The organism is Paraburkholderia ribeironis, from assembly GCF_900019265.1.
Taxonomy (GTDB): Bacteria; Pseudomonadota; Gammaproteobacteria; order Burkholderiales; family Burkholderiaceae; genus Paraburkholderia; species Paraburkholderia ribeironis.
Map to the genome: position 1 here is coordinate 41,611 of NZ_CYGX02000095.1, position 17,482 is coordinate 59,092.

A 17,482-nucleotide genomic window follows, 5' to 3' on the forward strand; every position below is an offset into this window, starting at 1 on the left:
CCTGTCTTTCCTCGCTTCGGCGGCAGCTTTGCGCAGCACGCGCCGGCGCGCCGTCAGCCTCTTCACCGCTCGCTCAACTGCTGCTTAACTGCCGCTTAACTGCCCAACACCATGACGTCCCAACTGCACAAAAAAGGCGAAGCCTGGTCGGCTCGCTTCTCGGAGCCGATGTCGGAACTCGTCAAACGCTACACGTCGTCGGTTTTCTTCGACAAGCGTCTGGCGCTCGTCGATATCGAAGGGTCGCTCGCGCACGCTTCGATGCTGGCCGCGCAGAAGATCATCGGCGCCGACGACCTCGCTGCGATCCAACGCGGGATGGCGCAGATCAAGGGTGAAATCGAGCGAGGCGAGTTCGAGTGGCAACTCGATCTGGAAGACGTCCACCTGAATATCGAAGCACGCCTGACCGCGCTGATCGGCGACGCCGGCAAGCGCTTGCACACCGGCCGCTCGCGCAACGACCAGGTAGCGACCGACATCCGCCTGTGGCTGCGCGGCGAGATCGACCGGATCGGCGCTCTGCTGACTGAATTGCGCACCGCGCTGCTCGATATCGCGCAACAGAACGCGTCGACCATCATGCCGGGCTTCACGCATCTGCAAGTGGCACAGCCAGTCACGTTCGGCCATCACCTGCTCGCCTACGTCGAAATGTTCTCGCGCGACGCCGAGCGCATGATCGACTGCCGCAAGCGCGTGAATCGTCTGCCGCTCGGTGCGGCGGCGCTCGCCGGCACCAGCTATCCGATCGACCGCGATGCGGTGGCGAGGACGCTCGGCTTCGACGGCATCTGCGCGAACTCGCTCGACGCCGTGTCCGACCGCGACTTCGCGATCGAATTCACCGCGGCATCCGCGCTCGTGATGACGCACGTGTCGCGCTTCTCCGAAGAGCTCGTGCTGTGGATGAGCCCGCGCGTCGGCTTCATCGATCTGGCCGATCGCTTCTGCACCGGTTCGTCGATCATGCCGCAGAAGAAGAACCCGGACGTGCCCGAACTCGCGCGTGGCAAGACCGGCCGCGTGAACGGCCATCTGGTCGCGCTGCTGACGCTGATGAAAGGCCAGCCGCTCGCGTACAACAAGGACAATCAGGAAGACAAGGAGCCGCTGTTCGATACCGTCGACACGGTGGCCGATACGCTGCGCATCTTCGCCGAGATGGTCGCCGGCATCACGGTGAAGCCGCAAGCCATGCGCGATGCCGCGTTGCAAGGCTTCTCGACCGCGACCGATCTGGCCGACTACCTCGTCAAGCGCGGCCTGCCATTCCGCGACGCGCACGAAGCGGTGGCGCTGGCCGTGCGCGTGTGCGCGGATCGCGGCTGCGATCTGGCGGACCTGACGCTGGAAGAAATGCGCACCGAACTGCCGAACGTCGCGCATCTGATCGGCGAGGACGTGTTCTCGTATCTGACGCTCGAAGGCTCGGTCGCGAGCCGCAATCATCCGGGCGGCACGGCGCCGCAGCAAGTGCTCGCAGCGGTGAAGGCGGCACGCGCGGCGTTGAAGTAACGAACGATGTGGCAAGCGCCGGGCATCGCCCGGCGCTTGCAGCAAAAAGCGAACTCGTCGATGGGTTCGCTTTTTTTTTCGTCCTGGTCTGACAGCGTGCAAACGCACCGCACACGAAAGAAAGCCCGCACGAAGCGGGCCAAATAAAAGACTTCCACCGATGCCTCTTGCAAGAGGCCATCAACGTGTAGGCGCGTTTTTTTGCGTCGACCAATCCCCGCACATTTCACGCCATTACATGCGCGCGCAACCGCACACAGAGGGCGAACGCCAATTGAATCCCGATGGTTTTCGACTACCATCAAGTAAGTCATGTTCGTGCTGTTCGCCGCCGATGCTCCTCCGCACGCGTCACCTTCGCGGTCTCGCCAGACGCCTCACTCGACGCTTCGTTGCATACGGCGGCACATCGTCGTGGCGCACGGATTGCGTGCTGCTCACCGGGGCTTTGGCCGTCACGGTGGCCGGCTGCACGTTCACGCTGCCAGTCCACGAAAAGACTGTCGTCAGCACACCGGTCGCCGCCATCAATAGCTTGACGCTCGACGAGTACCGCAATGCGGTTGCCAAACGCATCGTCGAACGCAACCCGTCCTATGTGTTGCACGGCAAGCCGCAAGCGATGCTGCGCTCGCTGGTGGTGGTGTCGTTTACGGTCGATGCGAATGGGCACGTGGTGGAGTCGAAGATCTATCGCACCAACGGCGACGACGAAACCGAAAGCACCGCGCTCGCCACTCTGCGGCGCGCCGCGCCGCTGCCGCAACCGCCTGGCAAACTGCTGAATGGCCGTGGCCAGCTCGAGCTGTTCGAAGACTGGCTGTTCAATGACGACGGCAAGTTCCAATTACGCGAACTCGCGTCGCCGCAAGCGGAAACCTTCAACTGAACCCGGTTTGAGCCGCGCCGATATCTTGTGGGGGGCGCGTCACGCACTAGCGCGCCGAACGCATCGAACACGTCAACACGTCAACACATCAACACGCCAACACGCCAACACGCCAACACGTTGGACACACCGGACCTTGTGCCGCCATTGCTGCGCGAGGGCGACGCTCGCTATAATTTTCCGATTCCCTGCGCCGGAGTCTTCCGGCATGGCTCACGCCGCCCGCACACCCGCTGGTGCGACGCGCAGCCGATTGAAACGCCGCCGCGCCATCCGCGAGCGGCGCCTGCCCGATGCGCGATGCACGCGACGCCTGATGCCGGACGATCAGCGCGTCGTGCCGCAACGGCCGCTCGTCACCCGCACGCGTCACGCAACCCACCGGGCTACTCTGCTGGCACGGCCGCTTGCGCGGGCGAATGGCGGCAGCAGCCGTTGTATGCTGTTGCGTCGTCGCTGGCGTGGTGTGTGGCTTCATAGCAGCCCGCGACGCACGCAGAACCTGCAACCTGAACAAAAATACTGCCCTCGCGTGCCGCCAATCTTCCATGCACGGCGCGCGGCGGCCTCACGACACATGGAGACCCTGCATGTCCACTTCGCCGATTTCCGCCGCTCAGCCCGATGCAAGCGGGCAAAACAGTAGCGCGCGGATCATCTTCGCGAGCTTCATCGGCACCGCAATCGAGTTCTACGATTTCTACGTCTACGCGACCGCCGCGGCGCTCGTCATCGGACCGGTGTTTTTCCCGCACAGCTCGGCCACCGCGCAGGCGTTGTCGGCGTTCGTCACCTTCGGCATCGCCTTCGTCGCGCGGCCGATCGGCTCGTTTCTGTTCGGCCATTTCGGCGACCGCATCGGTCGTAAATCGACGCTGGTCGCTTCGCTGCTGGTAATGGGCCTGTCGACCACGCTGATCGGCTTCGTGCCGGGCTACGACGCGATCGGCAGCCTCGCGCCGATCCTGCTGTGCGTGCTGCGCTTCGGCCAGGGCATCGGCCTCGGCGGCGAATGGGGCGGCGCGGCGCTGCTCGCCACCGAGAATGCGCCGGCCGGCAAGCGCGGCTGGTTCGGCATGTTCCCGCAACTCGGACCGTCGATCGGCTTTCTCGCGTCCAATGGCTTGTTCTTCGCGCTGGCCATGTCGTTGAGCGACGAGCAGTTCCGCAGCTGGGGCTGGCGCGTGCCGTTCCTCGTCAGCTCGGTGCTGGTCGCGCTCGGCTTGTACGTGCGGTTGAAGATCGCCGAGACGCCGGCGTTCCAGGCGGCCATCGAGCGCAAGGAACGCGTCAAGGTGCCGATCGCCACGCTGCTGTCGCAACACTGGCTGCCCACTGTGCTCGGCGCACTCGCGATGGTGGTCTGCTACACGTTGTTCTACAACGCCACTACGTTCTCGCTGTCATATGGCGTGTCGGCGCTGCATATTCCGCGGCAGACGTTCCTTGGGCTGTTGTGCATCGCGGTGGTGTTCATGGCGCTCGCCACGCCGCTGTCGGCGCGCGCCAGCGACCGCTTCGGGCGCAAGCCGGTGCTGATCACCGGCATCATCGCGGCGATCCTCTCGGGCTTCACGACGGCGCCGCTGCTCGGCAGCGGAGAACCGCTGCTGGTGCTGCTGTTCCTCGTGATCCAGCTGTTCCTGATGGGCGTGACCTTCGCGCCGATGGGCGCACTGCTGCCGGAACTGTTTCCGACCAACGTGCGTTACACCGGCGCGGGTGTCGCGTATAACCTGGGCGGGATTCTCGGCGCATCGGTCGCGCCGTATATCGCCCAGCTGCTCGCCGCGCACGGCGGCTTGCCGTGGGTCGGCGCGTATGTGTCGGTTGCCGCCGCTGTCAGTCTGATCGGCGTGCTGTGCATGCGCGAAACGCGCGATACGCACCTGATGTAATCCAGCGCGCCGCAATGGCGCGTTAGTCGTCTGCAAATGCTGCAGATGCGATGCCGTCGCGCGCATGTTTTCTCGCGCGACGGCACCGGCTGAAACTCGCCTTGCGCTCTTCTGTATTACGCTCTTATTACTCGCTGATTATCCAGCACTCCTGCGTAAATCCCCTGGCCTTACGCGCCATTCTGATTTGCCTATACTCGGCCTTGAAAACCCTAAAACAAACAGGGAGGCTGGGATGAACATTCATCTTCACAACGCGGACGTCGTGATGATCATCGCGCTGGCGCTGCTCGGTTCGTTGCTGCTGGCGTTGCGCTTTCGTCCAGCGACGTGGAAGGGCATTGTCGTCGAAGCGTTGGCTGCGAACGCGGCCGCCATTGCGGCGGTAGTCGCGTTCGAATTGCTGGTGGCTTGACTGGCTTATCGGTCTAAGCGGTCCTGGCGGTCTTATCGGTAATAGTAACCGCCGCCGTGGTGGTAGTAGCCGCCACCGCCGTAGTAGTAACCGGGGGCCGGCGCGACGATGCAGCCGCCGAGCGCCGTTGCCAGCAGCGTGCCCGCGACGAGAGTCAGGATCAAGCGTTTCATATTGTTCTCCTTCGAGTCAGATTGATTCGAGCCACAACCCCGAATGACCTGATTGAACACGACGCCGCCTCGTCGGAACGTTGCCATTTGTAAGAGAAAATCACCAAGCTGTTACATGGTCGGCGCGTGTCAATCGTCGTGTCCGAAGCATGCGCGTGCCTGACTCACAGCCGCGGAAAACACCGCCTATACTGCGTTGAACATGCTCTTGCGGCGCATGCCTTGCTGGCGTGGCGTATGCGGCTCGACGGGTGGTCGATGGACACCGGTTTGAACACCAGCACGCCGCGCGGTAGCGCTCGGCCACTTCGACCGAGTGTCTGTGAGCGCGTACAGCATTCAACGAAAAGCGACAGATTTAACAGGCGTGTAATGCACGACTGCGGCACGACTGCGGCACGACTCGCAGCACGAATCGCGGCACGAGTCGCAGCCTTCGTTCCGCCGACACGGCAGCAAGATGGTGATTTGCGACGATTCCTCTGCGCCCGCTGTTCCCCGACGCGGGCGTTTTCGAGGCGTAACGTGACAGCGCCCGTTGCTTGGGCGGACGGCACGTCACGCCTCTTTTTCTATTGAGCAAACGATTGCGCGACAGCGCGACAAGCTGCGCTCAGGCGACGGCTGAACGGCGGACCTGCATCGCGGGCTCGCGTGGACTCGCATACACGTGGTCGATCGCAGCGAGAGCGGCACTGACGGGCGGCACCGAGCGGCCGTCGCCGACCGAGATCGAGCGATACGGCGATTCGATGCCGCAATGCGATGGCGAGGTCGCCACGAAGATCATCACGGTGCGCTTCTGCAACGCATGCGCAAGATGAACAAAGCCGGTATCGGTGCCGACCACCAGCGCGCAGGCGTCGATCATCTGCGCGATTCCGGTCACGCTCATTTGCGGCAGCACCGTCGAGCCCGGCACCTGGACGGCGATCTGCTCCGCCTCGGCGCGCTCGCCGGCCGAGCCCCACGGCAACATCACGCGAAAGCCGCGCTGTGTGAGCTCGCGGCCAACCGCCACCCAATGATTCGATGGCCACTTCTTCTCGTTCTTCGAAGTGGAGTGAAAGAACGCCGCGACGGGCGCGCCGTCGACCGTGAATGGCGGATTGACCGGTTCGGGCAGGCGCAGGTTGTAGAGCGCCGGGCCTTCCACCTCGTAGCCCAGCGCCTCGCTCGCGCTGATCCGCATGCCATGCCATGCATTGCACTGCGGACGCGGGCCGAATCGTCCGGTGTACGCGAATGCGGCGCCGCGCTCGCCCAGATCCTGGGACTGGTAGCCGATGCGCCGCGACGAGCGGGCGAGAAACGCGATGATCGCGCTCTTGTAGACGCCGTGAATGTCGATGATGAAATCGTAGTGATGCACCCGCAGCTCGGCGATCGACGCCCAGATCGCCTTCAGATCGTCCCAACGGCGGGTCTTCTTGAAGCGGCGCAGCGGCGCGCACAGCACGCGGTCGATGCTTTCGTTCCACTGCACCAGTTCGGCGAATGCCTCATCACCCGCCCAATCGACCTGAACGCCCGGAAACGCGCGTTTGATATCGGCGACGACCGGCAACGCCTGCACGATATCGCCGAGAGACGTGACCTTGACGATAAGGACTCGCTTCATTGAAGACCTGTTAATTGTTCGAAAATGAATTCATTCTAGTCGACGATTGAAACATTCCTCCCCAAATCGTACATTGCGCGGGCTGCTTCTCAATACGACTTATTACATTATCAACCTGACAATTGGCTATTCTGCCGTATTTCAAAATACTTTCGCCGATATCCACCGACGCCGCGGGTCTTATACTGCATTCTTTGCGCCCGCACTTCGTCATGTCCCAGCCCTTCCCTCTGCGTTCATCCGCACTCATGCGTCGCGCGAAACGCCTCTGGCGGCAATATGGCATTTTCTGGCTCGGTGCGATCGCGGTCGGCCTGGTCGCGGTGCTGTACGCACGATTGATCGATTGGGGCTACGCCGAGTTCCGCACATTGCAACACCGGTTCGTGTGGGCGCCGCTGATCGTCACGCCCGCGATCGCGGCGCTTGCCGTCTGGCTCACGCGCACCTTCTTTCGCGGCGCCGAAGGCAGCGGCATCCCACAGGTGATCGCCACGCTTCATTCGAAGCCCGCCGAATACGGCGCGCGGCTGCTGTCTTGGCGGATCCTGTTCGGCAAGATCGCCGTATCGTTCCTGGGGATTCTGGGCGGCTTCACGATCGGCCGCGAAGGACCGACCGTGCAGGTCGGCGCAGCGGTGATGTTCAACCTGCGGCGACTCTATCCACGCTCGAACGCGCTGATCGAGCGGCAACTGGTGCTGGCCGGCGCGGCCGCGGGCCTGTCCGCCGCGTTCAACACGCCGCTTGCCGGCATCGTGTTCGCAATCGAGGAATTGACGCGCAGCTTTGAAGCGCGCACGAGCGGCGTGCTGATTACCGCGATCATCATCGCCGGCGTGGTCGCGCTCGGACTGAACGGCAACTACACCTACTTCGGCACCATCCAGATCGGCGTGCACTTCCCCGATCTGCTGGCGCTCGCCGTGCTGCTCACCGCCATCGTCACGGGAATCGCGGGCGGCGTGTTCGGCTGGCTGCTGTTGAATACGGCGCGCTGGATTCCCGCGCCGCTGCGCCAGTTGCATGGCGAGCGGCCGGTCGTGTTCGCCGCGCTGTGCGGGTTCGCGATCGCGGTGGTCGGGCTGGTTGCGGGCGGCGCGACGTTCGGCAGCGGCTATGCGGAAGCGCGCGGACTACTCGACGGACACGAGCAGATGTCGGTGTTCTATCCGTTCCTGAAGATGATCGCGATGATCGGTTCCTACCTGCCCGGCATTCCGGGCGGCATCTTTGCGCCGTCGCTGTCGATCGGCGCGGGCTTCGGCAATCTGCTGCACATGGTGTTCGACACGATGCAGTTGCCGATGCTGATCGCGCTCGCGATGGTCGGCTATCTGGCCGCCGTCACGCAGTCGCCGATCACGTCGTTCGTGATCGTGATGGAGATGATCGACGGCCACGCGCTGGTGATTTCGCTGATGGCCACCGCGTTGATTGCGAGCCGCGTGTCGCGCCTGTTCGCGCCGCCGCTGTATGAGTCGCTGGCGCAGCGCTATATGGCGCCGCTGCCGCGACCGGCGCCCGCGCCGGTGCCTGAAGTGCCCGAGGTTCAAGCGCCTGAGGTTCAAGCCCATGCAGCCGACGCGTCCGAACCGGCGGCGCAACAGGTCGACGGCAAGCCGTCCGCTGATGACGGCACGGATGCCCGGCACCGATAGTCGACGCTGCGTACCGCGTGCGGCACGCGGCCTCAGGTCATCTCAATGCAACACCGCGCACCGCACATCAGGAAGAACGCACGATCACACCTGGGGTATTTCGATCTTGACCTCGAGCACTTCGAGGTCGTCCTGACGTTCGAGGCTCACGCGAATATCGTCATCGGAAATCTTCACGTACTTCGAAATCACGGCCACCAGTTCGCGTTGCAACGCAGGCAGATAATCGGCGGGTGCATGGCCGCCCGCGCGCTCGTGCGCGATGATTAACTGCAGGCGTTCCTTCGCTACCGACGCGGACTTTTTCTTCTCGCCCAGCAAAAACGAAAGAATCGACATTGCGTGCGCTCCCCTTACTTGGTGCCGAAGAGGCGCTGCAGCAGCCCGGGCTTCTGGTAGTCGGTAAAGCGAAGCGACTTCTGCTCGCCGAGGAAACGCGACACGACGTCCTTATAGGCTTCGGCCACATCGGTGCCGTCGAGGTGCACCGCCGGCAAGCCCTGGTTCGACGCATGCAGCACCGCTTCCGATTCCGGAATCACGCCGATCAGATCGATGCGCAGAATTTCCTGGATGTCGGTGAGCGACAGCATTTCGCCTTCGCTGACACGCTTGGGGTTGTAGCGGGTGATCAGCAGGTGTTCCTTGATCGGCTCCTTGCCGTCGATCGCGCGCTTGGTCTTCGACGACAGGATGCCGAGGATGCGGTCCGAGTCGCGCACCGACGACACTTCCGGATTCGTGACGATCAGCGCTTCGTCGGCGAAGTGCATCGCGAGCAGCGCGCCCGACTCGATACCGGCTGGCGAATCGCAAACGATGTAGGCGAAGTCCATCGCGATCAGATCGTTGATGACCTTCTCGACGCCTTCCATGGTCAGCGCGTCTTTATCGCGCGTTTGCGAAGCCGGCAGGATGAACAGGTTCTCGCACTTCTTGTCCTTGATCAGCGCCTGGTTCAGGTTGGCTTCGCCCTGGATCACGTTGATCAGGTCGTACACCACACGGCGCTCGCAGCCCATGATGAGATCGAGGTTACGCAGGCCGACGTCGAAGTCGATCACGGCGGTCTTGCTGCCACGCAATGCGAGGGCCGATGCAAAACTCGCGCTCGTGGTCGTCTTGCCCACGCCACCCTTGCCCGAAGTCACCACAATGATTTTTGCCATTACCCTTACCTTGTGTTCGTCAAATGCGTCAATTATGTACGGTCATATTTGCCGTGAAACGCCGCGTGTCGCCATCGCTCAGGGCCACGCGCGCTTCGCGTCGCTTATGTGAGCCGCAGTGGTTCGATCATCAATTTCTCTTGTTCCAGCCAGATCTGCACCGGCTTGCCGAGCACGTCGGCCGGCAGCGGGTTCTCGGTCGTTCGATAGATGCCCGCGATCGAGATGAGTTCCGGCTCGAGACACGTGCAGAAAATGCGTGCGTCGTGATTGCCCTGCACGCCGGCCAATGCGCGGCCGCGCAGCGGCGCGTAAATATGGATGTTGCCTTCCGCGATCACTTCCGCGCCGTAGCTCACGAGACCGAGCACGACCAGATCGCCCTTCGCGTAGATGCGCTGACCGGAGCGCAGCGGCTTGTCGACCACCATCGTTTGCGACGAGGTGGCGAGCCGCACCGGCTCCGCGGCAGGCACCGGCTCGACCGCTGCGGCGGCGGGTGTCTCGGCTGCGGGCGTCCCGGCTGCGGGCACCTCGGCTGCGGATGCGCCGGCGGCGGGTGTGCCCGCGTTCGACCCGTCGGCAACCGGCGCTTGCACCACCGCGTTCGCGCCGTCTTCGTCCGCCGATTTCGACGCAGCGCCGCGGCGATCGCGTGCTTCGAGCAGCGGCAACGCCGATTCGGCCGCCCACGTCTGCTGCGCGTCGGCGACCACGCCGACCGGGCGCATGCGCACGCTATCGAGCAGTTGCGCGATGTCGGCGAGCGGCACGCGCTCGTCATCGGCGAGACGCCGCACGTCGATCGCGACGACATCGTTAGCGAAAAATTCGGGGGTCGCCTCGAAGCGCCGGGTCAGCTCGGCACGCATGGCCTCGAGGTCGGTGGTCTTGAGCACGAACAGGAGCGTATCGACAGAGCCGCTGCGAAGTTCGAAAAAGGGCGATTTCTTGGGCGACATAGCGTTCGGCAAAAAATTTTGCGTATTTTACAGGCGTCCACGCGTGCGGACAGCTTTTTTGCCGGAACATGAGCCACTTCGATTGCGGCGTGGCCATGTGTTGGCCATTGGGAGGGCGTCGGGCCGATGGAGGAGTCCATGGCCAAATCGCTAATCGAGTCGATCATCGAGTCGATCACCGGGCCAATGAGCGGTTCGACCATCATGTCGATGGGCCGGTCGCTCACGCGGCCACGATTGCTGCACAGATGCGCGAGGAAATCGAGCGGCAGGCTGTTGCGCCGCTCGCGAGATCACTGCTGGGACGCCTCGGAGGGGGGCGCCACGTGCCGCACCAGCAGACTCTCGGCCTGCCCGGGCGGGCGCGCGACGCGCCGCGTTTCGCCAGTCGGACCGAAGCCGAGCGCCTCGTAAAAGCGCATTGCGGTGCGGTTGGCGTCGGCGACCCACGCGTAGATTTCCGTGGCTCCCGCGCCGGCGAGCCAGTCGCCGGCGGTGTCGACGAGCAGTTCGCCACCGCGCAGATGACGCACGGCCGGCGCCACCCACAACTCGCAGACGAACGCGCGGCGTTCCCCAGCGTTGTCGAAATGCGCTTCGATCAGCCCGGCCGGATGACCCTCGGTGTAGAGGATGAAGGTACCGACGGACGAGGACACTGCGTGCTCCACAGCGGTCGCGTCGAAACTGGCGGCGTCCGCCGACAGTGCGTCCTCGAGCGTGGCGCCGAACGCATAGGGCGCCTCCCGCAGCGACGCAGTACGTAGTTCGCGAAAAACGGCGCCTTGATCGGCGGCGATACGGCGAACAGTCAATGACGGACTCATGCAGACGAAAACCCTTTGAAATCCTAAGGCGTAGCTTTAACCGAACCGGCGCGCGAGTCAAATCATTATTCAACGGATGTGCCGCCGCGCCAAGCATCGACACGAGGCACGAGGCACGCGCAAGCCGGGCCGCATTTTACGCCGCCGGCATTCGCCGCAAGCTTCGGATGCCGCGTGCCGCGTGCCGCGCGCTCACGGCGCTTCGTAGCTGCCGGTGCCGTCCGGCCATGGCGTCAGCAGCTCATAGCCATCGTCCGTCACGGCGACCATGTGCTCCCACTGCGCCGACAGCGAGCGGTCTTTCGTGACCACGGTCCAGCCATCGCGCTGCACCGTGGTGCCGGCGCGGCCCGCGTTGATCATCGGTTCGATCGTGAAGACCATGCCCGGCTTCAGACGCACGCCCTGGCCCGGCTGTCCGTAATGCAGCACTTGCGGATCTTCGTGATAGACCTTGCCGATACCATGACCGCAGTAGTCGCGCACGATCGAGAAGCCGTCACGCTGCGCCACCTTCTGGATCGCGTGGCCGACGTCGCCGAGCGTGGCGCCGGGCTTCACTTCACGGATACCGGCGAGCATCGCCTCATAGGTTGTGTCGACCAGTTGGCGCGCCACCGTGCTCGGCTGGCCGACGCAGTACATGCGGCTGGTATCGCCGAAGTAGCCGTCCTTGATGATCGCGACGTCAATGTTGATGATGTCGCCGTCCTTCAGGATCTCGCCGCGATTCGGAATGCCGTGACACACCACCTGGTTGACCGACGTGCAGACCGTCTTCGGAAAACCCAGGTAGCCGACATTGGCCGGAATCGACTTCTGCGTGTTGACGATGTAGTCGTTGCACAGCGCGTCGAGTTCGTCGGTGGAGACGCCGGCCCTGACGTGCTCGCCGATCATTGCCAGCACATCGGCTGCGAGGCGGCCGGCAATGCGCAGCCTGGCGATGTCGTCGGAAGTCTTGTAGGTAATGGCCATGAATTCAATCGATGTGGGGCGGAGGTCATTCGAGGTTCGACGGACGCGATGGATGTTACGCCGCCGCAGACGACGCGGCGCTCCATGCTCACGCCGGCGATGGATCGGCCAATTGTACAGAGGATCGCCACCGGACCCCGGCGAAACGGGACATTCGGGCTGGCGAAACACTTGCGCGACGGCCTCGGCGGGCATCTTGCGCACCATCTGGCGCTGCGCGCCAGCGCGAAGTTGCGCGCGGCCGGCTAGCTCGACACGACGGCCGAGCCAGACGGCACCGGCCGTATCGCGGCAACGCAGCACGGCTCAAATAATAAGGATGTCGAAGTTAAATCACTATCCACGCATCGGCTGTTGCGCGCTGACCGCGATGCAGGAGCGGCTGCGCGGCGGGGCCGGGTAGCAATACGTTCGACCACCCAGGCGATCACGGCAGCGACGGTGATGCAGCAGATCGAAGCGACGATGACGCGCGTATCGCATATCGCGCTACCGACAGACCCGGAAAAAGCAAAAGCCCCGCAAGCGTTTTAACTTGCGGGGCTTTTCTATCAATCTGGCGGAAAGGGTGAGATTCGAACTCACGGTACCCCTAAAGGTACACTGGATTTCGAGTCCAGCGCATTCGACCACTCTGCCACCTTTCCGGGGTTTCCAACTCAAAGCAGCCTGCTTGTTGCTTGACGGTGCTTCGTCAGAACCAAGCGGGTCGTTGCTTGGGAGAGAAAGATTATAGAACAGCTAAATTGGATTTCCAAGCCCCTCGCGAAAAATTTTTCGAAGAGGACTGGCAACCCAGTGCGACACGTTACGACACGACACCTCACTGCACTTCACGAAGCAGCGGGCATCACACAGCACGTCGCTGCATCAGCCCGTCAGCCCGGCATGCAATCAAGCCACCGCGATTTCCAGCCGCTCCGCACCGCCAAGGTACGGCCGCAGTGCCCCCGGCACCGTCACCGAGCCGTCGGCGTTCTGGAAATTCTCCAGCACTGCCACCAGCGTGCGGCCCACCGCCAGGCCCGAGCCGTTTAGCGTATGAACCAGTTCCGGCTTGCCCTGCGCATTGCGATAACGCGCATGCATGCGCCGCGCCTGGAACGACTCCGTGTTCGAGCAGCTAGAAATCTCGCGATACGTGTTCTGCGCGGGCACCCACACTTCGAGGTCGTAGGTCTTCGCCGCCGAGAAGCCCATGTCGCCCGTGCACAGCGTGATCACGCGATACGGCAGCTCCAGCTTCTGCAGGATCGTCTCGGCGTGGCCGACCATCTGCTCCAACGCGTCGTACGACGCTTCCGGCGCGACGATCTGCACCATCTCGACCTTGTCGAACTGATGCTGACGGATCAGGCCACGCGTGTCGCGGCCATACGAGCCCGCTTCCGAGCGGAAGCACGGCGAATGCGCGGTCAGCTTGATCGGTAGCGCGTCCGCTTCGACGATACTGTCGCGCACCGTGTTCGTCAGCGAAATCTCCGACGTGGAGATCAGGTACTGCGTGACCGTATTCTCTTCGCCGCCCTTCTCGACGCGGAACATGTCGTCGGCGAATTTCGGCAGTTGACCGGTGCCGAAGAGAATCTCCGGATTCACGATGTACGGCGTGTAAATCTCCGTATAGCCGTGCTGTTGCGTATGCGTGTCGAGCATGAACTGCGCGAGCGCACGATGCAGCCGCGCAACCTGTCCGCGCAGCAGCGTGAAGCGCGCGCCCGAGAGCTTCGCGCCGGTTTCGAAATCGAGCCCGAGCGGCGCGCCGACATCGACGTGATCCTTCACCTCGAAATCGAACTGGCGCGGCGTGCCCCAGCGGCGCACTTCGACATTGCCGGTTTCGTCGTCGCCGACCGGCACGCTCTCGTGCGGCAGATTGGGCACGCCGAGCAGCAGGTCCAACAAACGTTTCTGGATATCGTCGAGCTTCGCGGCCGACGCCTTCATCTCGTCGCCGATGCCGCCGACTTCGGCCATCACCGCCGAGGTGTCCTCGCCCCGCCCTTTCATCGCGCCGATCTGCTTGGACAGGCTGTTGCGGCGTGCCTGCATCTCTTCGGTACGGGTCTGGGTATCGCGGCGTTCCGCTTCGAGCGCGGTGAATGCCGCCACGTCGAGGGTAAAGCCGCGGTCGGCGAGGCGCCTGGCGACGCCATCGAGGTCTTTGCGCAGCAGCTGAATGTCGAGCATGGGATGGGACGGGTGTTCGTTGTATGAAGAGGGGATTTTAGCGCACCGGCGCATGCGGCCGGTGGGTTGGATGGTCGACGCATGCGGATTGCCGGTGGCGCCGTGCGCCGCCATGCGATCTCATGCGCCGGAGCAAGGCTCAGCCTTTCTTCGGCTTGTTCTCGCTGCGCCATTGCGCGTCCAGTTCGGCCAGACGCGCCAGCTTGTCGCCGATCTTGCCTTCGAGACCGCGTGGCGTCGGCTGGTACCAGTGCGGCTCACGCATGTTGTCGGGCAGATAGGTTTCACCGGCCGCGTATGCATCGGGCTCGTCGTGCGCGTAGCGGTAATCGTGGCCGTAGCCCAGCTCTTTCATCAGCCTGGTCGGCGCATTGCGCAGATGCACCGGCACCCCGCGCGACTGGTCCTTGCTGACGAAGCGGCGCGCTTCGTTATACGCGTTGTATCCGGCGTTCGACTTCGGCGCGACCGCCAGATAGATGATCGCCTGCGCCAGCGCCAGTTCGCCTTCCGGCGTGCCGAGGCGTTCGTAGGTTTCGGCGGCGTCGAGCGCGATGCGCGCGGCGCGCGGATCGGCGAGCCCGATGTCCTCCCACGCCATGCGCACGATACGCCGCGCCAGGTAGCGCGGGTCCACGCCGCCGTCGAGCATCCGGCAGAACCAGTACAGCGCGCCGTCCGGGTTGCTGCCGCGCACCGATTTATGCAGCGCGCTGATCTGGTCGTAGAAGGCGTCGCCGCCTTTGTCGAAGCGGCGCAGATTTTCCGCGAGCGCGCTGCCGAGCAATGCACCGTTGATCTCGGTCGTGTTTTGCCGCGCCGCTGCACGCGCGACGATCTCGAGGTTGTTCAGCAGCTTGCGGCCGTCGCCGTCGGCCGAGCCGATCAGCGCGTCGCGCGCTTCGTCGGTGAACGTGAGGCCGCCCAGTTCCTGCTGCGCACGGTCCAGCAGTTCGCGCTGCTCGTCGTCGGTGAGGCTTTTGAGCACGTAGACCGCGGCTCGCGAGAGCAACGCGCTGTTCACCTCGAACGACGGATTCTCGGTGGTCGCGCCGACGAACACGAACAGCCCCGACTCGACGTGCGGCAAGAACGCGTCCTGCTGGCTCTTGTTGAAGCGATGCACTTCGTCGACGAACATCAGCGTCTGACGGCCATTCGCGCGATGAATCTGCGCGGTCTCGACCGCTTCGCGGATATCCTTCACGCCCGAGAGCACCGCGGATAACGCGATGAATTCGGCGTGAAACGCATCGGCCATGAGCCGCGCGAGCGTGGTCTTGCCGACGCCGGGCGGGCCCCAGAGGATCATCGAATGGGCTTCGCCGGACTCGAACGCGACCCGCAGCGGCTTGTTCGGGCCGAGCAGGTGCGTCTGACCGATCACTTCGTCGATATTGCGGGGCCGCAGGCGTTCGGCGAGCGGAACATTGGCACGGGTTTCTTCAAACATGACGTTTTGGGGATAATCTCGGCTTTTGCGGACGCGGTCCGTGTGGTCCATATGATCCATGTGGTCCGTTTGGTCCGTTTGGTCCGTTTGGTCCATAGGTTCCGTGTGGTCCTTGCGGTCCGTGTAATGGCGGCGTGCTGTCGGATGAGCGCAAAGCCGGCACGCGACGCGCGGGCAACGTCCCGCATTATGACAGCGACGGCGGCCGGACGATGGCCGCGTCGATCGACGCGCAAGAACCGCACCGCAAACGATTCAGCAAGCAACAGCAACAGGGACAAGAAGGGACCAGACCAGATGGCACAAGATCCACTCGCCGGCGACGCCGGTTCCACCTACGCGCCGCTCAAGCCGGTGCCCGACGCGCGTCGCGCATTCCGCACCGGCGACGCGTTCGCGCTGTGGTTTTCACTCGGCATCGGCCTCCTGGTCGCGCAGGCCGGCGCACTGCTGGTGCCTGGGCTGTCACTGCCGCATGCGTTGCTGGCGATCGTGATCGGCAGCGTGATCGGCGTGATGCTGCTCGCGCTGGCCGGCGTGATCGGCACGGACACCGGGCTCGCCGCGATGTCGTCGCTGCGTCCGACGCTCGGCGTGCGCGGCGCGTCGGTGCCGGCGGTACTCAACGCGGTGCAGCTGGTCGGCTGGGGTTCGTTCGAAGTGATCGTGATGCGCGATTCCGCCGACGCCCTCGCCAAACAGGCGTTCGGCCTCTCGATGCCATTGATCTGGACCGTGGCGTTCGGCCTGCTCGCGACGCTGCTGGCAATCAGCGGCCCGCTGTCGTTCGTGCGGCGCTTTCTGCGCACCTGGGGCATCTGGCTGCTGCTCGCGGGCGCGCTGTGGCTCACGTGGAATCTGCTCGCGCGCCACAACCTCGCCGAACTGATGCGCCGGCCGGGCACGGGCGAGATGTCGTTCGGCGGTGCGATCGACCTGGTGGTGGCGATGCCGTTGTCGTGGCTGCCGCTGATCGCCGACTACACCCGCTTCGGCCGACGCGCCGGCGAGACGTTCCGGGGCACGCTGCTCGGCTATGGCATCGCCAATATCTGGTTCTACGCGCTCGGTGCGATCTACGGCCTCGCGGCCGGCGGCGGCGATGCGCTGCTGACCGGCGCGCTCGCGCAAGCTGGCGGCGGCTTCGCGTTGCTGCTGATCCTGATCGACGAAATCGACAACGCGTTCGCCGACATCCACTCGGCGGCCGTTTCGACCGGCACGTTCTGGACGCGCGGCAGCGTGCCGATGCTGTCGGCGGCGTTCGGCGCGCTGTGCACGCTGATTGCGCTGCTGGTGCCGATGGCGAAGTATCAGAACTTCCTGCTGCTGATCGGCTCGGTGTTCGCGCCGCTGTTCGGCGTGGTGCTGATGGATCACTTCATCGTGCGCAAGCGCCGCATCGAAGCCGCCGTGCTCGCCGACGTGCGCGGCCGCTATGGCTTTTCGGGCGGCTGGCATCTGAGCGCGTTCATCGCGTGGGCGATCGGCATCGCCGCGTACCAGGTGATCAATCAATGGCTGCCGAATCTCGGCGCGACGCTGCCGTCGCTGGCGATTGGTGCCGTGGGTTATCTCGCGTTCGTGTCGGCGCGCAAGACCGCATACGCATGATCTGTTCGACTTGAGGGCGCTGTCTTCGACTTGCGCGCGCTCACATCAGAAACGGAAAAAGCCTGCATTTGCAGGCTTTTTCCGTTCATGCATCACTGTGACGCGTGACACACC

15 protein-coding genes and 1 tRNA gene are annotated in these 17,482 nt (G+C 63.9%); 6 read left to right on the top strand and 10 right to left on the bottom strand.

The window, feature by feature from the left end; genetic code table 11:
* The first annotated feature begins 111 nt into the window (after positions 1 to 111).
* The 4 genes from argH to BN2475_RS29950 all read left to right on the top strand — a co-directional run bounded on the left by argH (position 112) and on the right by BN2475_RS29950 (position 4,720).
* Positions 112 to 1,518, top strand: a complete 1,407-nt coding sequence (argH, locus tag BN2475_RS29935) for an argininosuccinate lyase (RefSeq protein WP_094783017.1) — start codon at positions 112 to 114, stop codon at positions 1,516 to 1,518.
* A gap of 334 nt (positions 1,519 to 1,852) precedes the next feature.
* Positions 1,853 to 2,407, top strand: coding sequence for an energy transducer TonB family protein (locus tag BN2475_RS29940; protein ID WP_094783018.1), 555 nt, complete (start codon positions 1,853 to 1,855; stop codon positions 2,405 to 2,407).
* Positions 2,408 to 2,997: 590 nt separating this feature from the next.
* Complete coding sequence (locus BN2475_RS29945) at positions 2,998 to 4,305, top strand: MFS transporter (protein ID WP_094783019.1); 1,308 nt, start codon at positions 2,998 to 3,000, stop codon at positions 4,303 to 4,305.
* Between the two features lie 235 nt (positions 4,306 to 4,540).
* A complete protein-coding gene (locus BN2475_RS29950) occupies positions 4,541 to 4,720 on the top strand; it encodes a hypothetical protein (RefSeq protein ID WP_094783020.1) in 180 nt (59 codons plus the stop codon).
* Between the two features lie 32 nt (positions 4,721 to 4,752).
* Here BN2475_RS29950 and BN2475_RS34725 read toward each other — a convergent pair whose 3' ends face one another.
* A complete protein-coding gene (locus BN2475_RS34725; RefSeq protein ID WP_162844504.1) occupies positions 4,753 to 4,893 on the bottom strand; it encodes a hypothetical protein in 141 nt (46 codons plus the stop codon).
* 613 nt (positions 4,894 to 5,506) lie between these two features.
* On the bottom strand, positions 5,507 to 6,514 hold the full coding sequence (waaC, locus tag BN2475_RS29960) for a lipopolysaccharide heptosyltransferase I (RefSeq protein WP_094783022.1): 1,008 nt from the start codon (positions 6,512 to 6,514) through the stop codon (positions 5,507 to 5,509).
* Positions 6,515 to 6,726: 212 nt separating this feature from the next.
* On the opposite strand from waaC, the gene BN2475_RS29965 reads away from it, so the two are divergent.
* A complete protein-coding gene (locus BN2475_RS29965) occupies positions 6,727 to 8,175 on the top strand; it encodes a chloride channel protein (RefSeq protein WP_094783023.1) in 1,449 nt (482 codons plus the stop codon).
* Between the two features lie 84 nt (positions 8,176 to 8,259).
* Here the strand turns inward: BN2475_RS29965 and minE are convergent, their stop codons facing one another.
* The 8 genes from minE to BN2475_RS30005 form a co-directional block, all read right to left on the bottom strand.
* Entirely contained in the window at positions 8,260 to 8,514 is a 255-nt protein-coding gene (gene minE / locus BN2475_RS29970; protein WP_094783024.1) for a cell division topological specificity factor MinE, read from the bottom strand.
* Positions 8,515 to 8,528: 14 nt separating this feature from the next.
* The gene (gene minD, locus BN2475_RS29975; protein WP_094783025.1) at positions 8,529 to 9,344 is read right to left on the bottom strand and encodes a septum site-determining protein MinD; all 816 of its coding nucleotides are present in this window, start codon (positions 9,342 to 9,344) and stop codon (positions 8,529 to 8,531) included.
* A 104-nt stretch (positions 9,345 to 9,448) separates the two neighbouring features.
* The gene (gene minC, locus BN2475_RS29980) at positions 9,449 to 10,306 is read right to left on the bottom strand and encodes a septum site-determining protein MinC (protein ID WP_094783026.1); all 858 of its coding nucleotides are present in this window, start codon (positions 10,304 to 10,306) and stop codon (positions 9,449 to 9,451) included.
* A gap of 293 nt (positions 10,307 to 10,599) precedes the next feature.
* Entirely contained in the window at positions 10,600 to 11,133 is a 534-nt protein-coding gene (locus BN2475_RS29985; RefSeq protein WP_094783027.1) for a GNAT family N-acetyltransferase, read from the bottom strand.
* 192 nt (positions 11,134 to 11,325) lie between these two features.
* Entirely contained in the window at positions 11,326 to 12,111 is a 786-nt protein-coding gene (gene map, locus BN2475_RS29990; protein WP_094783052.1) for a type I methionyl aminopeptidase, read from the bottom strand.
* A gap of 557 nt (positions 12,112 to 12,668) precedes the next feature.
* Positions 12,669 to 12,758 (bottom strand) — tRNA-Ser (locus BN2475_RS29995).
* A 247-nt stretch (positions 12,759 to 13,005) separates the two neighbouring features.
* Positions 13,006 to 14,301, bottom strand: a complete 1,296-nt coding sequence (gene serS / locus BN2475_RS30000; RefSeq protein ID WP_094783028.1) for a serine--tRNA ligase — start codon at positions 14,299 to 14,301, stop codon at positions 13,006 to 13,008.
* 139 nt (positions 14,302 to 14,440) lie between these two features.
* Positions 14,441 to 15,754: a replication-associated recombination protein A gene (locus tag BN2475_RS30005; RefSeq protein WP_094783029.1), complete on the bottom strand. Its 1,314-nt coding sequence runs from the start codon at positions 15,752 to 15,754 to the stop codon at positions 14,441 to 14,443.
* A 297-nt stretch (positions 15,755 to 16,051) separates the two neighbouring features.
* Here BN2475_RS30005 and cytX point away from each other — a divergent pair, with 297 nt between their 5' ends.
* Positions 16,052 to 17,368 (top strand): putative hydroxymethylpyrimidine transporter CytX, encoded by a 1,317-nt coding sequence (gene cytX / locus BN2475_RS30010; protein ID WP_094783053.1) that lies wholly within the window; start codon positions 16,052 to 16,054, stop codon positions 17,366 to 17,368.
* Positions 17,369 to 17,482: the final 114 nt, after the last annotated feature.

Bases quoted from the DNA above. Each gene is read 5' to 3' on its own strand.
- argH (WP_094783017.1), top strand. From the start codon at position 112: ATGACGTCCCAACTGCACAAAAAAGGCGAAGCCTGGTCGGCTCGCTTC.
- BN2475_RS29940 (WP_094783018.1), top strand. From the start codon at position 1,853: ATGCTCCTCCGCACGCGTCACCTTCGCGGTCTCGCCAGACGCCTCACT.
- BN2475_RS29945 (WP_094783019.1), top strand. From the start codon at position 2,998: ATGTCCACTTCGCCGATTTCCGCCGCTCAGCCCGATGCAAGCGGGCAA.
- BN2475_RS29950 (WP_094783020.1), top strand. From the start codon at position 4,541: ATGAACATTCATCTTCACAACGCGGACGTCGTGATGATCATCGCGCTG.
- BN2475_RS34725 (WP_162844504.1), bottom strand. From the start codon at position 4,893: ATGAAACGCTTGATCCTGACTCTCGTCGCGGGCACGCTGCTGGCAACG.
- waaC (WP_094783022.1), bottom strand. From the start codon at position 6,514: ATGAAGCGAGTCCTTATCGTCAAGGTCACGTCTCTCGGCGATATCGTG.
- BN2475_RS29965 (WP_094783023.1), top strand. From the start codon at position 6,727: ATGTCCCAGCCCTTCCCTCTGCGTTCATCCGCACTCATGCGTCGCGCG.
- minE (WP_094783024.1), bottom strand. From the start codon at position 8,514: ATGTCGATTCTTTCGTTTTTGCTGGGCGAGAAGAAAAAGTCCGCGTCG.
- minD (WP_094783025.1), bottom strand. From the start codon at position 9,344: ATGGCAAAAATCATTGTGGTGACTTCGGGCAAGGGTGGCGTGGGCAAG.
- minC (WP_094783026.1), bottom strand. From the start codon at position 10,306: ATGTCGCCCAAGAAATCGCCCTTTTTCGAACTTCGCAGCGGCTCTGTC.
- BN2475_RS29985 (WP_094783027.1), bottom strand. From the start codon at position 11,133: ATGAGTCCGTCATTGACTGTTCGCCGTATCGCCGCCGATCAAGGCGCC.
- map (WP_094783052.1), bottom strand. From the start codon at position 12,111: ATGGCCATTACCTACAAGACTTCCGACGACATCGCCAGGCTGCGCATT.
- serS (WP_094783028.1), bottom strand. From the start codon at position 14,301: ATGCTCGACATTCAGCTGCTGCGCAAAGACCTCGATGGCGTCGCCAGG.
- BN2475_RS30005 (WP_094783029.1), bottom strand. From the start codon at position 15,754: ATGTTTGAAGAAACCCGTGCCAATGTTCCGCTCGCCGAACGCCTGCGG.
- cytX (WP_094783053.1), top strand. From the start codon at position 16,052: ATGGCACAAGATCCACTCGCCGGCGACGCCGGTTCCACCTACGCGCCG.